The organism is Neptunicoccus sediminis, assembly GCF_001719615.1.
Taxonomy (GTDB): domain Bacteria; phylum Pseudomonadota; class Alphaproteobacteria; order Rhodobacterales; family Rhodobacteraceae; genus Amylibacter; species Amylibacter sediminis.
Map to the genome: position 1 here is coordinate 65,498 of NZ_MDVX01000001.1, position 13,850 is coordinate 79,347.

12 protein-coding genes are annotated in these 13,850 nt (G+C 58.1%); 4 read left to right on the plus strand and 8 right to left on the minus strand.

What is annotated here, in order from left to right:
- Positions 1–17 precede the first annotated feature (17 nt).
- The gene (locus tag BFV97_RS00315) at positions 18–1,037 is read right to left on the minus strand and encodes an NAD-dependent epimerase/dehydratase family protein (RefSeq protein WP_069298330.1); all 1,020 of its coding nucleotides are present in this window, start codon (positions 1,035–1,037) and stop codon (positions 18–20) included.
- Between the two features lie 141 nt (positions 1,038–1,178).
- On the opposite strand from BFV97_RS00315, the gene BFV97_RS00320 reads away from it, so the two are divergent.
- On the plus strand, positions 1,179–2,480 hold the full coding sequence (locus BFV97_RS00320; protein WP_069298331.1) for a UDP-glucose dehydrogenase family protein: 1,302 nt from the start codon (positions 1,179–1,181) through the stop codon (positions 2,478–2,480).
- A gap of 86 nt (positions 2,481–2,566) precedes the next feature.
- A complete protein-coding gene (chrA, locus tag BFV97_RS00325; protein ID WP_069298332.1) occupies positions 2,567–3,781 on the plus strand; it encodes a chromate efflux transporter in 1,215 nt (404 codons plus the stop codon).
- Positions 3,782–3,786: 5 nt separating this feature from the next.
- Here the strand turns inward: chrA and BFV97_RS00330 are convergent, their stop codons facing one another.
- From BFV97_RS00330 to BFV97_RS00360, 7 genes are read right to left on the minus strand one after another with little or no spacing between them, the layout of a single operon-like run.
- Positions 3,787–4,263, minus strand: a complete 477-nt coding sequence (locus BFV97_RS00330; RefSeq protein ID WP_069298333.1) for a class I SAM-dependent methyltransferase — start codon at positions 4,261–4,263, stop codon at positions 3,787–3,789.
- 4 nt (positions 4,264–4,267) lie between these two features.
- Positions 4,268–5,029 (minus strand): polysaccharide deacetylase family protein, encoded by a 762-nt coding sequence (locus BFV97_RS00335; RefSeq protein ID WP_069298334.1) that lies wholly within the window; start codon positions 5,027–5,029, stop codon positions 4,268–4,270.
- Positions 5,022–6,185 (minus strand): glycosyltransferase family protein, encoded by a 1,164-nt coding sequence (locus BFV97_RS00340; protein WP_069298335.1) that lies wholly within the window; start codon positions 6,183–6,185, stop codon positions 5,022–5,024. The genes BFV97_RS00335 and BFV97_RS00340 overlap by 8 nt, the downstream gene beginning before the upstream one ends.
- Before the next feature lie 2 nt (positions 6,186–6,187).
- Positions 6,188–6,766 carry a histidine phosphatase family protein gene (locus BFV97_RS00345; protein WP_069298336.1) on the minus strand — a complete coding sequence of 193 codons (579 nt, stop codon included), beginning with the start codon at positions 6,764–6,766 and terminating at the stop codon, positions 6,188–6,190.
- On the minus strand, positions 6,763–7,839 hold the full coding sequence (locus BFV97_RS00350; protein ID WP_069298337.1) for a glycosyltransferase: 1,077 nt from the start codon (positions 7,837–7,839) through the stop codon (positions 6,763–6,765). The genes BFV97_RS00345 and BFV97_RS00350 overlap by 4 nt, the downstream gene beginning before the upstream one ends.
- A complete protein-coding gene (locus tag BFV97_RS00355; protein ID WP_069298338.1) occupies positions 7,836–9,068 on the minus strand; it encodes a glycosyltransferase in 1,233 nt (410 codons plus the stop codon). The genes BFV97_RS00350 and BFV97_RS00355 overlap by 4 nt, the downstream gene beginning before the upstream one ends.
- Positions 9,065–10,288 (minus strand): glycosyltransferase family protein, encoded by a 1,224-nt coding sequence (locus BFV97_RS00360; protein ID WP_069298339.1) that lies wholly within the window; start codon positions 10,286–10,288, stop codon positions 9,065–9,067. The genes BFV97_RS00355 and BFV97_RS00360 overlap by 4 nt, the downstream gene beginning before the upstream one ends.
- 357 nt (positions 10,289–10,645) lie before the next feature.
- Between BFV97_RS00360 and BFV97_RS00365 the strand changes: the two genes are divergently transcribed.
- A complete protein-coding gene (locus BFV97_RS00365; protein ID WP_069298340.1) occupies positions 10,646–12,982 on the plus strand; it encodes a mechanosensitive ion channel family protein in 2,337 nt (778 codons plus the stop codon).
- 31 nt (positions 12,983–13,013) lie between these two features.
- Positions 13,014–13,838, plus strand: coding sequence for an MBL fold metallo-hydrolase (locus tag BFV97_RS00370; RefSeq protein WP_069298341.1), 825 nt, complete (start codon positions 13,014–13,016; stop codon positions 13,836–13,838).
- Positions 13,839–13,850: the final 12 nt, after the last annotated feature.

Here is a 13,850-nt window from a genome sequence, read left to right on the forward strand (position 1 = left end):
ATGCTTCCTTCTGTGCATCACACAGAATAATAGTCCCGATACCAATCGACAAAGGCACGCACGCCATCGTGAACATCTGTTTCAGGCGTATAGCCCACAAGTTGTTTCAACAATTCGCAATCTGCCCAGGTTGCAGGCACATCGCCTGGCTGCATATCCATGTAATTCCGCTCGATCTTTTGACCAATGGCCTGTTCGATCTCTTCCACGAAATCCAACAGACGCACCTTGTCCGAATTGCCGATGTTAACCACACGGAACGGCGCAGCGGGCGACAGGCTGTCGTTTTCCAGAGGCGTCCAGTTCTCACGTTCCGCCACCCGCGGGGGCGGTGCCTCTACCAGCAGGCTGATGGCGCGGACGAGATCGGTTACATAGGTGAAATCCCGCTCCATATCGCCGTGGTTGTAGACATCAATCGGATCACCGTTCAGACCGGCCTTCACAAATTTGAACAGCGCCATATCGGGACGCCCCCAAGGGCCGTAAACCGTAAAGAAACGGAACATGGTTGTGGGCAGTTTCCACAGATGGGCATAGGAATGCCCCATGTTTTCATTGGCCTTTTTCGTCGCCGCATAAAGCGTCATCTGCGTATCGGTCTTTTCAACCTCGGTGAAAGGCATCACCTCATTCGCGCCATAAACGCTGGAGGTGGAGGCCATCAGCAAATGGTCCACCGCCAGTTCGCGGGCCAGTTCCATGATGTTAAAGGTGCCAACGAGATTGGTTTCGATATAGGCGCGGGGGTTTTCAATGGAATACCGCACGCCGGCTTGGGCCGCGAGATGGACGATCACATCCGGCGCAAATTCCATCACCGGCGCCTGCAATTCCCCAAAATCGCGGATGTCCACTTCAAGGGCGCTGAAGCCTTCGTTCTGGGACAACATCCCGTGGCGGCGACGCTTGAGGTTCACGTCATAATAATCGGTCATCGCATCGACGCCCAGCACCTGCCAGCCCCGGTCCAGCATGACCTGTGCCAGATGAAAGCCTATGAACCCTGCGCTGCCCGTAATCAGAATTTTTGCCATGGTTTGCCCTTTTGCAGAAACACCCAAGCCTTAACTGCCATAGGCGCCTACTGCAATCAGGCTAATTCGCTTGAAACAACCCCTGATTTCGCTAGAACCACCGCTTATCAGGAACGTCATCTTCCAGCAAAAGGCTTTAATATGCAGTTAACTATGATTGGCACCGGTTATGTGGGGCTCGTTTCAGGGGTTTGTTTTTCCGACTTTGGCCACGATGTAATTTGCGTCGATAAACTACCCGAGAAAATTGAAGCTCTGGAAAATGGCATTGTTCCGATTTTTGAGCCCGGACTGGATGATCTGATGGCGCGTAATGTGGCGGCGGGTCGTCTCGGGTTTACACTCGATTTCGCAGACGCCGTTGCCAAAGCCGATGCCGTGTTTATCGGTGTTGGCACCCCGACACGCCGCGGCGATGGCCATGCGGACCTGACCTATGTTTATGAAGCAGCCCGCGAAATCGCCCGCGCCATAGACGGCTATACGGTTGTTGTCACCAAATCCACTGTTCCGGTCGGCACCAACCGCCGGATCGAAGAGATCATCCGCGAAGAAAATCCGGATGCGGATTTTGATGTGGCGTCCAATCCCGAATTCCTGCGGGAAGGTGCCGCGATTGAGGATTTCATGCGTCCCGACCGCGTTGTGGTTGGTGTGGAATCCGACAGAGCCCGTGACGTTATGGCGAAAATCTACCGTCCTCTGGCCGTTCGCGAGGCGCCAATCGTCTACACCGGATTGGAATCCGCCGAGATGATCAAATACGCTGCCAACGCTTTTCTGGCCACCAAGATCACCTTTATCAACGAAATTGCCGCCCTGTGCGAAAAGGTCGGTGCGGATGTGAAATCCGTTGCCAAAGGCATGGGCATGGACAACCGGATCGGCTCCAAATTCCTGAACGCCGGTCCCGGCTATGGCGGTTCCTGCTTTCCAAAAGACACCAAGGCGCTGGCACGGATCGGTCAGGAATATGCCAGCCCGATGGAGATCGTTGAGTCCGTGATCGACATCAACGAAGCCACCAAGCGGCGGATGATCGACAAGATCATGGAGCTTTGCGACGACATTGTGAACGGCAAGAAGATCGCTGTTCTGGGTGTGACCTTCAAACCGAACACCGACGATATGCGCGACAGCCCGTCCCTGACGATTGTGCCCGCACTGGTCGGCGCCGGTGCAAATGTGCATGTGGTTGATCCCCAAGGTTATAAGGAAGGCAAAGACCTGCTACCCGGCGTGACGTGGGAAGAAGATGCCTATGCTGCAATGAAAGATGCAGAAGCGGTTATCCTGATGACCGAATGGAACGAATTCCGCGCACTTGATCTGGACCGTGTGGTCAGCATCATGAAGACGCCGAAAATGGCCGACCTGCGCAATGTCTATGATCCGGCCGAGGCTGCAAACCACGGCCTGACCTACGTAAGCGTCGGACGTTAAACGGCGGTCTTTGGTGAAACCGTTACGCGGCCATGCTATCGGGGGACAGGCTGTTCGGCCTGCCCCCGTTTTTGTATCGAGATAGCATGACAGACGCACCGCCACCCCCCTTTCCAAAGCCCGCTGACGGCAATGCCGGTGAAGTGTTTGCGGTGTTCTTGAAACTTGGCCTGACCTCTTTTGGCGGGCCAATTGCCCATCTGGGGTATTTCCGTGACGAGTTGGTTACGCGGCGACAGTGGCTGACAGATGCGGATTACGCGGATCTGGTGGCGCTCTGCCAGTTCCTGCCCGGCCCTGCCTCCAGTCAGGTCGGCTTTGCCTTGGGTCTTATGCGGGCAGGATGGGCCGGAGCCTTTGCGGCCTTCGCCAGCTTCACCTTTCCATCGGTTTTTATCCTCTTCGCCTTCGCGCTGGGCGCTACCGCCGTTTCCGGCCCGATCGGAAGTGGCGCATTGCACGGCTTGAAAATCGTCGCCGTGGCCATCGTCGCGCAGGCAGTCTGGGGCATGGCCCGCACGCTTTGTCCGGATCGCACCCGTGCCACTATTGCTGCGGGTGCAATCGGTATCCTCGCCCTGTTCTCCGGCGCGACCGCCATGGTCGCCGCCATCCTGTTTGGCGCGGTAGCAGGGCGCCTGTTCTGCCACGGCACGGCACGTTATGCGCCCGCGCCGCCCCTGCCGGTTTCGCGCACCGCAGCAGCATTTTGCCTGATCCTAGCTGTCGGGTTGCTGGCTCTGCTCCCCCTGCTCGCCCCGTTTTCCCCAAGCCTGAGTGTCTTTGACAGTTTCTACCGTTCTGGTTCCTTGGTGTTCGGCGGCGGCCATGTGGTGCTGCCCCTGCTGGAAGCCGAAGTGGTGCAAAGCGGACAGGTTTCGGCGGATGCGTTTCTGGCAGGCTATGGCGCAGCGCAGGCTGTGCCCGGTCCGCTGTTCACCTTTGCGGCCTATCTCGGCGCTGTACTTGACAGCGAACCAAACGGCATAACCGGCGCAACACTGGCGCAAACTGCGCTGTTTTTGCCCGGATTTCTCCTACTGACAGGTGTGCTCCCCTTCTGGCAGAGCCTGCGGAACACCCCAAGCGTGCAAAGCCTGATGCAAGGGGCGAACGCAGCGGTGGTCGGTATATTGGGGGCCGCACTTTATTCACCTGTTTTTACCAGCGCCATCGGCGGAATGCCGGATTTGGCGCTGGCGGTCGGCTGCTTCGTTCTGCTGATGGCCTGGAAGACACCGCCTTGGGCCGTTGTAATGCTTGCGGCCGGTGGTGGTGTGCTTCTTAACCTCGCGGGCTAACCTGTTCAGGTGCGGTAAAAATAATACCTGTCCGGCGCGATATGATCCGGCCCTTGCACCTGATCGAACCCCTCCAGCGGCTGACCTGAAACGATCATCCCGCCCCGCACCATAATCTTGGCAATCAACGGGCTGAGCCGCGCGGCCTCGGCCACGTCTTCCTCTTTCACGCCATAGCCGAAGTCATAATGGGCGAGCACGATTCTCGCGTCCATCTCTGCCAGTCGTGCGAGCCCTTCCTCGGCCTCGCCTTGCAGGAAGTCCAGTTCCGGTGGCACACAGGAGGGATGACACTGCAACACGCGGTCCATCACCCAAATGCGCCGGTCCGGCATGATTTCGCGCATATGGTCATAGGTGCGCCCGTTGCCAAGCCCCATGTCCAGCCCGTCACCGGCATGGCTTTCCACCAGTTTCGCAGCCCAGTTCAATCCGTCCCGCTGGGCTGTAAACCGCCGCAGCATGCTGTCTAATCTGCTCATCTCTCTACCTCTTTGCCATGTCTTGCGCGGACCATAAATCAACTGGCCCGCCTTTGAATTTTTTCAGGAGTTCTTCGGAAAATGCCCAGATATCCGCATCATGGGCCTTATGATGTGTCAGATAACCGTAAGGCTCTGAATTGTCGGCCTGACCCAGTCGCCGCGCTGTTAGTTGTTCAACCATACGCGCAACGATTCGGGACGGCTCATCGAGTGAGCGGCTGCCCCGCCAGTTTATCGGGTCCACATGGGTGTTGATCTGCTCCATCCCGCGCTTTGACCAGCGGTTCCGGCGCGGGCCATATGTGGAAAATCCTTTGTAGCCAAGAGTCTTCAGCTTGAACTTGTGGTCATTGCCAAAGCGGTTCCACGGGGGGACAAACATCGGCACAAAATTTGCTCCGAAGCCCTCCTCCATCAACCGTAGCCCCTCTTGCAGCTCTCGCGTGACCGCATCATCCTCCCGATCCGAGGCAAATTCGCATTTCTTCACACCTGCAGGCGTGTGATCCTGATGGGCATAGCCGTGCGTGACAGGCAGCAGGTTATTGTGATTTGCCACATAAGATGGCAGATCAGGCTGCAATTTGCTTGGAATAACAGCCAGATAGACATCCACCCCGGTCTGTTCGGACAGGGCGTTCAGCTGCGCTAGCTCCGGTGTGACATGATAGGCGTCATCGTCGCGCCACCAGAACGGCAGACGCAGATCAGCGGCACGCCACGCGTCAAATTCAGTGTCTAATGGCGCCCATATGTCACTCATGCGCTTTGCTCCTGACCTTTTGTTTCTCGTAGAACTGCTCCACGATTTCAACAGCTTGTGTTGCGCCCTGAAACTGCTTGGGATCCAGCGGCTGGACCTCTGCCCCTGACAGGTCTTGCACCGCTGCGACCAGCACCTCGGGCGTGGCATCTGCTGCGCGGACGACGGTAAATCCGGTCTGTTTTGCAAGGCTCTCCGCCCGCAGGGTCTGTTCCACCTCGCCGCCCGCATCAAACGGTACGAACACTGCAGGGATGCGGGATTGCAACAGGTCCATGGCTGTGTTGTAGCCACACATGCACACCGCGATTTTTGCGCCTGTCAGCATCTGGCGAAAATCGGGCCGGGTCGGTTCGACAATCACGTTGCTGCCCTGCACCATATCTTGCAAGTCACGGATAACCCGCTCTTTATCTGCCCCGCCAACCAGCAAACGCCAGCGGTTTTCAGGGTCTAACGCCGCCGCCTTCACCGCCGCTTCAAACAGGTTCTGACCTACCGAGCCTCCGCCGGCTGTCACCAGAACCTCGCCCGCGCCTGTGCCGTTTGGATGCCCGCCGGCAGCAGGGGGCGCGACATATCCGGTATATTGCAACTTGTCCGCAAGCATCGCCCCCACCGGCCAGCTTGCCTCCAGCGGGGTGATTTCTGCATCCGAATGCACCAGAACACCGTCGTAATAGACGGCCGCAACCGCCTCTGTTTCCAACGCTTTTTGCGGCTTGGAGGGCGGCGCGAGAATATCGCGGATGGAACTGAACACCAGCGGCGGGTCGGTAGCCTCTTGCGCGCGGTTCAAGAGGGCCTGAAACTCCCCCTTCAGAACACGCCGCCCGAAGGGGTAAAGTTCGGTGATGATCACATCCGGTTCAATCTGTTCAAGACAGAACAAAAGCGCTGCCTTGCGTCTGGCAAGGTAATCTCCATCGGCCACCGCGCCCTGTTCGGTCAGAAGCGTGGTAAAATTGACACCGTCGGATTTCACCGGCGGGAGCTGGTGCAGGGTAATGCCGTCTTCAGAGAGGTTTTCCACCGGAACACCGCCGGACACCACATGGGTGTCATGTCCATTTCCGCCAAACGCGCGGCCCAAAGTAAGCGCACGGCTCAGATGGCCGGTGCCAAGAAGATGGGTCACAAGGATCATCACACGCATGGTTAACGGGCCTCCAGCCGGATCGGATCGCCGGAAACAGACAGGGCGTTTCCGTCCCATTCCATCACATACAACCTGTTGCGTTTGATCTGGAACGGGGCGGGGCCATCGAAATTCCAGCCTGTCGCCTGTGCCAGCAGAACCCGCATGATCCCGATGTGGCAGACCGCGATAGTGTCCTGTTTCAACGTGCTTACGAAAGGGACCAAACGGGCGGCGACATCGCGCGGGCTCTCGCCATCCGGCGGGCGATAGTCCCAGCCCCAATGCTCTATATCCTTAAAGCCGGAGTCCGGATCGGCTTTCAGATCAACACCCTTCCTGCCTTCCCAATCGCCCCAATCCATTTCGATCAGTGCTGGTACTTCCACGGCATCCCGATCCGCGATCAACCGCGCGGTCTGGGTCGCCCGTTGCAGCGGGCTTGCCACCAGATCGGCGTCCTCCCAACCAGCTGGCAATTTAAGCGCAGCGAGATCGGTGGCCGCCTGCTCTTCCAGCGCAATATCCGTGCGCCCCTGTATCTGCCCTGCGCGGTTCCATGGCGTGTGGCCGTGACGGATAATCGCCAGTCTGATCATTGTGTTGCCTCTTTGAATTGAACCGCTCCGGCAAGTGTCTCTACCGCTGCGCCGCGTAAGTGCTGTTGCGCGTACCGGCGCTGAACAGAGTCTTGTGGCCCTTTGTCAAACGCCTGATCTATCGCCGCGCCAAAGGCTTTGGCATCATCCGGCGGCGTCAGAATTCCTGCGGGGCCGACCACATCCCGCACCCCTACGCGATCCTCGGCCACGACCATCAGACCGGCGGCTTGTGCTTCTATATAAACCATTCCGAATGCCTCGTTCACGCCGGGCCAGACGAACACATCCGCTGCGGACATTTCGGTGGCCACCCCTGCGGCATCCAGTGCCCCGACAAATGTAATGCGCTTGCCAAAAGGGGCAAACAGGTCTTGCACCTCTGCGCCGGCAGGGCCATCCCCGACGATGCGCAGGCTCCAGCCGTCTGACTTTACGAAATGCAGCGCTGCGGCGAGGTTCCGGTAGGACGCCAGTTTATCGCCCCTGCGCAACATTCCAACTGCCAGAAGTGTCTTGCCTGCCGATCTGAAAGACCCTTCTGGCAGGCTATCACGATCGAGAAACGGCCGCAGATGCACCAGCTTTTGTGTCTCTGGACGGGCCTTTTCCAGCTCCGGCAAATCCCGCCCCGTGAAGTAGAAAATCACCGCCGCCGCATCACTGGCCGCATCGGCGCGGCGGGCGAAATCGGCCCAAGGCCCGTGCAGACGTTTGGGTGCGCGGCTGGCTTCGACCAGATGATAGGGAATGCCCAGCGCGGCGCAGACTCGCGGGCCGATCAGGTCGGGGGCTTTGTAATAGTTGTGATAGGTGATCCAACTGTCCCAGACCGCCCCCTTGGCAATCAGACCCTTTGCGATGCGATCCGCCTCTGCCACCAGCGCGGCTTGCGCCGTTGTATCGCCCCGTGCTTCGCGGCTGCGAAAGCGGCTGACCAGTTCCACCGCGCCCAATTGCGCCAACGCGTGCATCAATCCCCGCGCGATAGTGCGGTCGCCGCTCGGGGTGTCGTGATCCGGCGGTTTCAGCGGCGCATAAAAAGCGATGCGCGGGGGGCGCCCCTGCGTCATGAGATCAGCGTGTTGAGACGCGCGGAGAGTTGCGATATGCCCGCATCCACCCCGAAATCCGCCACCAGACGGTCATAGGCCGTATCTGCAAATTCCCTGCGCTGTTCGGGATTGCGGGCCAGATCCATAATCGCAAAGGTCAGGGTTTCCGGAGAGTCTTCGACCAGCAACCCGTGCACGCCGGAGCTGATAAATTCGGGAATGGCGCTGACCGGCGTGGACAGGATCGCCAGCTTTTGTGACGCCGCCTCCATCAACACATTGGGCAGGCCGTCCCGATCCCCGTCTTCGGCAATGCGCGAGGGCAGCACGAACAGATCATGGCTGCGCATCGCCTCAACCACTTCAGGCTGGTCACAGGCGCCGCGCCACGTGATGCGGTCGTTGATGTCCTCGGCTTTGGCCATTGCCTGAAGATCGTCCTTCAGATCACCGCCGCCAATGTGGGTCCAGTGCCAGTTCAGATCATCGGGCAAGAGCGATAGCGCTTTGACAAGCCGGTCAAATCCCTTCTTTTCCACCAGACGCCCGACAGACAGCATCCGGAAAACCCCGTCATCGGGGCGCTGCGCCGGGGGCAGCGGGAAACGGTCCAGATCAAGCCCGTGGTACAGCAGACTGACACGCTCGGCGGGTTCCGCCATCTGTTGCAGATGCGCCGCGCCAAACCCTGTGCATGTCACACCAAAAGCAGCCCCAGTGCCATCATTCGCCAATTTCTCGCGGATTTCCCAATCCGGCGAGGTCCAAATGTCCTTGGCATGGGCAGAAAAGGACCAGTCGATGCCACGGATCAGCGCCGCATAACGGGCCACGGATGATGGCGTATGCAGGAAATGGGCGTAAAGACCCTTGGTCCCCGCAGGCAATTCCGCCGCCAGCACACAAGCCTGCCCGAAGCGGCGCACCCTGTTGCGGGTAAGATCGCGGCGCAGGTCCTGCATCCAGACCTGATGGGCCTTCTTGAATCCCGGCATTTTACGTGCCTTGGACCAGCCGCGAACAACACGGGCTTTTTCGTGGTGCAGATATTCCGGCAGATACCGCACCCTTGCGCGGGTTTCTTCATGCAGCGGATGGGTTTTCTTGTCAGTGGGAAAACGCAGCGACCAGATGTCAAAACTGTGCCCCGCCCGTTCCAGCGCAACCAATTCCTGCGCAATGAACGTTTCGGACAGCCGTGGCCAGCCTTTGACGACAACCGCCAGTTTCGGGTCTTCAGCGCTCATTCTGCGGCCTTTATATCCGGTGTATCCAGCAGGTCACGGACCCGCGCAACGATATGATCCAGCCCTTCCAACAGGTCGGGATACTGCCCGGTAGAGGGCAGCGGCTGGTCCGGCAAGGCGCGGATGGCGTTGATCATCACATCCGTTCCCGGCCCGTCGCGATCAGGATCAAGCATGCGCACCAGCCCCAGTTGTTCGGCCCGTGCTGCGCGGATGTATTGCTCCAGACGGGGGATTTTGCGCGGCATGATGATCGCCCGTTTGTCAAAAGACAGGATTTCGCAAAAGGTGTTATACCCGCCCATCGCGATCACGCCGATCGCATTGTCGATCAGGTTCTCCATCTTGCTGTCAAACCCGAGCGAAATCACCCGCCCGTCGAGCTTGGCGACACGGTCCTCAAACTGCGTGCGGGTATCGCCGGACAGGAACGGCCCGTAGATGATATGGGCTTTGGGCGAGAGGGTCGGATCGGCTTCATAGGCGCGCAGCACCTGATCCACCAGCCTTGCCCCGTCACCACCGCCCCCCGGTGTGACCAGAATATAAGGCTCTACTTCAACCTCCGGTCCGTGATCCCATGTCTCGCGGCGCAGGTATCCGGTGTAATGCATCCGGTGGTTTATTTCATCGGGGTAGGACACGCCCTGCAACGGATTATAGATCGACTTCAGCCCGTAAACCCAAATGTCATGGTAAAAATCTTGCATCGCGGCGACGGCGCCCTTGCGCTCCCATTCCGCTGCAAGGGTCTCTCCCTCATCCAGCACATCGCGCAAACCAAGCACCAGTTTCGCGTTGGTATTGGCCCGCAACCACGCCAGCGTTTCCATCAGCTCACCGCGAAATCCGTTGGGTTCCTTATCCACAATCACCAGATCGGGTTCAAAATTTTCAGCCGCCGCACGGATCAGTCCGGCCCGAAGCGCGGTGGTTTCGTCAATATCAAGGCCCAGCGCCTCGGAGGCATAAGACCCGTCCGTCAGTTTCGTCACACCGGGCAGGCGGATGTGATCGACCCTGTCAGGAAAGGTAAACCGGCCCGCAACAGGCGATCCGGTCAGGATCAGCGCCGAGAGATTGGGGTCAATTTCTGTCAGTGCACCGGCAATGGTGCGCGAGCGGCGCAAATGGCCAAGGCCAAATGTATCATGACTATACAGCAACACACGCGGCGCACGCCGGCCCGACTCTTTCGGCCGCGATCCATCAGAACTCATATTAAAACGACCTTTGCGTCTAGCTGTTGCATGTGGGACCTGAATATAGCCTGCAAAATCACATTTACGCGCCTTTTCCCGCTTCCGCCACGTTTTTTCCGCGGAAAAAGCCGCCCGCGCCCGAGGCAATAGGCCCGATGCACCCCGATCCCCGTGATACACAGGCGCACTTAGCAAGTGATGCGTGAATGAACAGGGACAAATTCCACGGCTCACAGGGTCTTGAGCCAGTGTTACAAATTCGCGGTGTCAGCCCCGCGCTTTTTTCGAGGAACGGTCCAAGGCAATTCTGTTCCGCCCTTTCCCAGTGCGCCAAACCGCACTAAGGTCAATTACGCCATCAACAAAGGGTCGCATATGACCATCATCCGCTCTCTTCGCCTGTGCCTGATAACTGCGCTTTTCGCGTTTCTGGCCGGAATTGCACAGGCCCAATCCCACGGAAGCCAGGCGTCCAATCCAATGGACGAGATCATAAAATCCGCTACGGATTCAGGGATGCAGGTGATTGTGATCAATCCCGATGGTCCGGAAAAAACCGACGAACAGACAGAGGCAGAGCAATACCAAGGCTCTTTGCTGATGAAAACGCAGGAGCGGGCCTATACATTCCGCACCACCCTGCGCAACCGCGTCGCCCGTGCGCCCGAGGCGTTGGAAGAGATCATCTTTATCCTGAACGGGCAAAGTCCAACGGGGCATTATTCAATCTATTTCGTAATCCTTCTGTCCACTCTGGCCAGCCTGCTTTTGTCCGAGTTGATCGTGCGCGAGACCTACGGAAAGAGGCTGGTGGGGCCGTGGTTCATCGGCTTACAGACGCCAAACCCGATCGGCTACACCGACAAACTGCCAATCCTGTTGCTGCGCACTGTACTGGCCGTCATCGGTCTGGCGCTGGTGGTGATGATCTCTTACGGCGTTGGCATCGCCGTATTTGGAGAGTCCGAAGACGGCACGGTCCGGCTGACCGTGGCCTATATTTACCTCACTTATATTGTCACCCGCTCTGTCGTGTTCCTGTGGCGGATGATCCTTTCGCCCTATCTGGAGCAATACCGCATCCCGCATTTTTCCGACAAGGATGCACGCAAGCTGTTCTACTGGCTTTTGAATGTGGCCACCGTCTCGGCTATTGTCGTCAACTTTTGCGGCTGGATGAAGGAACTGGGGCTTAGCTATGACATCCATGCGCTGCTGACCTCTACGCTGACGTTATTCGTGGTGTTCCTCAACGTGGCGATGGTGCTGGTCAATCGTCGGGCGGTCTCTGAGGCGATCCTCAACGGTGAGCGGTATGAAGACGCTTCCCTGCCCACAAGAATAGCATCACAGGCCTGGGCGCCGCTGGTGATTGCCTATTTCTTTATCGCATGGGCAGAGATGACCTATCGTCTGATTGAGGCACAGCCCCTTGGCCTGCCCCTGATCACCGGCTTTTATCTGGTGCTGTTAACTGTGATCGTGGTCTATGGCATCGTCGGCTATCTGATTGAACGTTTCTTCCACCGCCAGCGTCTGCTGGAACAATGGCGTGCCAAAGCTGCAGAGGACAGCCACGGTCCTGATCCGGACGCAGGCATCACACAGGAAGAAGACACCGAGGACGAACTCGCGCCTTTCCTGAATACCCACAAGATGCACACATACGAGGATCTCTCCCGCCGTATCGCCAATATTCTGGCGGTTGTTGCGGCGTTCTGGGCGATCTCGGAAATCTGGCAAATCGACATCGATATGATTGCCACCACCCGATTTGACCGGATTTACGACATCGTGACGATCCTGTTTATCGGCTATGTGATCTATCATTTCGTCCGCATCTGGATTGACCAGAAAATCGCAGAGGAAGGCGGCGATGCGGTAGAGGTCGCACCCGGGGACGAGGGCGGCGCGGGCGGTGCATCTCGGCTGGCCACGCTGCTGCCACTGTTCCGCAACTTTCTGCTGGCGATCATCTTTGTGGCCTTCGCACTGATTGCCTTGACCAATGTCGGCATTAACGTCTCGGCGCTGTTTGCCGGTGCGGGTGTTGTCGGTCTGGCCATCGGTTTCGGGGCGCAGGCGCTGGTGCGGGATATTTTCTCGGGCGCGTTCTTTCTGTTTGATGACGCGTTTCGCAAGGGCGAATATATCGACATCGGCTCTGTTAAAGGCACGGTTGAGAAAATCTCGGTCCGTTCTTTCCAGTTGCGCCATCATCTTGGGCCGCTGCACACGGTGCCTTTCGGGGAAATCCAGCACCTGACGAACTTCTCCCGCGATTGGGTCATGATGAAACTCAAGCTGCGCGTGACCTATGATACGGATGTTGAAAAGGTCCGCAAACTGGTCAAGAAACTGGGGCAGGAACTGCTCGAAGACGAAGTGGTCGGGCACCAGTTCCTGCAACCGCTGAAGTCCCAAGGCGTGATCGAGATGCAGGACAGTGCCATGATCATCCGCGTCAAATTCATGACCAAACCGGGCGACCAGTGGATTTTGCGCAAACGGGTCTATCAGGAAATCCGCGACCTGTTTGAGCGGGAAGGCATCCGCTTTGCCCATAAAGAAGTGACCGTGCGTCTGGCCGATGTGGACCCCGAAGATCTTACCAAGAAGCAGAAAGAAGCCGTCGGCGCTGCGGCGCTAGCGGCGATAGACGATGAAGAAATGCAGGGTCAACCTGAACAGAATGACGGCGACGACCGTTAGACCCTGAAAGACCACATAAGAGGAGGAAATCATGTCCCGTATCAACAAAACCACCATAGGCGACGTGGAAATCATTGCCCTGACCGACGGTGAAACCCAATTCGGCGCAGAGCTGTTCCCCGGCACCGAAGAGTCCGAGATCGACGCGCTGCTGAAGTCGGCCAATGCCGACGCCATCGACACGAATTTCAACGCTTTCATCGTAAAATCGGGCGGGGATACGATGCTTGTAGACGCCGGTCCGCGCGATCTGTTCGGTCCGACCTGCGGGTATCTGGGCGACGCGATGGAGGAAGCGGGCATCGGTCCGGATGAGATCACCCACCTGTATTTCACCCACCTCCATCCCGATCACATCGCAGGCGCCCTGACCAAAGACGGCCAGCCGGTGTTTGAAAAAGCGCAGATGCTGGTGTCCGAAGCGGATCACAAATTCTGGTCCTCCCATGCCTTTACCGATGAAACGCTGGTGCAGTGGCAGCAACTGGCGCAGGCAACTCTGGCGGCTTATGGTGCGCGGACCGAACAGATCAAGGACGGCGATACGCTGGTGCGCGATGTCACCGCGCTGAACCTGCCCGGCCATACCCCTGGCCATATGGGGTTTCTTGTGGACAGCAAATCTGACAGTTTCGCCCATGTGGGGGACATTGCCCACGCACAGGTGCTGCAATTCGCCAACCCGGAGATTGGCATCGCCTTTGACATCGACCTCGATCAAGCCCGCGCCACACGCAAACGCACGCTGGATATGGTGGCGACGGACGGGATGAAACTGTCGGGCGGTCACATGCTGCGCCCTAACATCGGCAGGCTGGAACGCGCTGGTAAAGGCTATATTTTCAAAGAGGACTAAGCAGTTGACGGA

Excerpts from the sequence above, each read along its gene's own strand:
- BFV97_RS00315 (WP_069298330.1), bottom strand. The coding sequence starts at position 1,037 with ATGGCAAAAATTCTGATTACGGGCAGCGCAGGGTTCATAGGCTTTCAT.
- BFV97_RS00320 (WP_069298331.1), top strand. The coding sequence starts at position 1,179 with ATGCAGTTAACTATGATTGGCACCGGTTATGTGGGGCTCGTTTCAGGG.
- chrA (WP_069298332.1), top strand. The coding sequence starts at position 2,567 with ATGACAGACGCACCGCCACCCCCCTTTCCAAAGCCCGCTGACGGCAAT.
- BFV97_RS00330 (WP_069298333.1), bottom strand. The coding sequence starts at position 4,263 with ATGAGCAGATTAGACAGCATGCTGCGGCGGTTTACAGCCCAGCGGGAC.
- BFV97_RS00335 (WP_069298334.1), bottom strand. The coding sequence starts at position 5,029 with ATGAGTGACATATGGGCGCCATTAGACACTGAATTTGACGCGTGGCGT.
- BFV97_RS00340 (WP_069298335.1), bottom strand. The coding sequence starts at position 6,185 with ATGCGTGTGATGATCCTTGTGACCCATCTTCTTGGCACCGGCCATCTG.
- BFV97_RS00345 (WP_069298336.1), bottom strand. The coding sequence starts at position 6,766 with ATGATCAGACTGGCGATTATCCGTCACGGCCACACGCCATGGAACCGC.
- BFV97_RS00350 (WP_069298337.1), bottom strand. The coding sequence starts at position 7,839 with ATGACGCAGGGGCGCCCCCCGCGCATCGCTTTTTATGCGCCGCTGAAA.
- BFV97_RS00355 (WP_069298338.1), bottom strand. The coding sequence starts at position 9,068 with ATGAGCGCTGAAGACCCGAAACTGGCGGTTGTCGTCAAAGGCTGGCCA.
- BFV97_RS00360 (WP_069298339.1), bottom strand. The coding sequence starts at position 10,288 with ATGAGTTCTGATGGATCGCGGCCGAAAGAGTCGGGCCGGCGTGCGCCG.
- BFV97_RS00365 (WP_069298340.1), top strand. The coding sequence starts at position 10,646 with ATGACCATCATCCGCTCTCTTCGCCTGTGCCTGATAACTGCGCTTTTC.
- BFV97_RS00370 (WP_069298341.1), top strand. The coding sequence starts at position 13,014 with ATGTCCCGTATCAACAAAACCACCATAGGCGACGTGGAAATCATTGCC.